This is a genomic window from Methylobacterium sp. E-025 (assembly GCF_022829705.1).
GTDB lineage: Bacteria > Pseudomonadota > Alphaproteobacteria > Rhizobiales > Beijerinckiaceae > Methylobacterium.
The window spans coordinates 1-858 of record NZ_JAKSYR010000065.1; the positions used below are offsets into that span (position 1 = coordinate 1).

Here is an 858-nt window from a genome sequence, read left to right on the forward strand (position 1 = left end):
GCGATCCGACGACGAAAAAAGCCCGGCCTTTCGGCCGGGCTTCTCGGGTCGGGTCGAACCGCGGCTCTGGGCGAGCCGCGGCGGATCCGGCAGGTCCTAGTACGAGCCGAACTTGTAGTTCAGGCCGGCGCGCACGACAGCGAACTCGGTGCTGTTGTTGCGGTTCAGGCCGCTCTGCACGACGGTCACGCCCGGCGAGGTCAGGGTCACGGTGCCGGTCGAGTTGGAGGCGAAGGCGCCGTTGTTGCGGCCGCCCTGGTCGAGGTTCACGTACAGGCCTTCGACCTTCAGCGTCACGGCCGAGGAGCGGAAGAAGTTCAGGAACGAGTCGGTCGGCAGGGCGTACTCGACGCCGGCGCCGGCGGCCCAGCCGGTCTGGAAGTCGTTGCGGGACACGCCCGAACCGAAGTCACGGCCGCCGCCGCTGCCGTAGGCGAAGCCGCCGGTGCCGTACACGAGGGTGCGGTCGAAGGCGTAGCCGAGGCGACCGCGCACGGTGCCGAAGTAGTCGAGGCTGGAGAGGCCCGACGGGTTGTAGATCAGGTTGCCGGGCAGGATGCCGCCGCCAGCGACGGTGGCCGACGAGAAGCGGTTGCGGTTCTGGCCGAAGTCGACGTACTGCGCGTCGGCCTCGATGCCGATCACGACGCCCGAGCCCGGGGTGAACTGGTAGTTGTAGCCGACCTGGCCACCGCCGGTGAAGCCGTCGTTGCCGCGGCTGCCGCCGAAGGCAAGCACGCCGCCGGTGTTGCCGCCGGCCGGGCCGGCGAAGATCGCGTTGCCGGGCGAGACGCCGACGACGGTGGCGCCGCGGCGATCGCTGGCATCGAAGCCGTAGCCGGCGTTGATACCGAAGTA

The 858-nt window shown here is 69.9% G+C and carries 1 protein-coding gene; it reads right to left on the bottom strand.

The genetic code is table 11. The features are described 5' to 3' along the window. Positions 1-96: 96 nt before the first annotated feature. A partial coding sequence (locus MKK64_RS06780; RefSeq protein ID WP_243932841.1) for an outer membrane protein occupies positions 97-858 on the bottom strand: 762 nt, incomplete at its 5' end.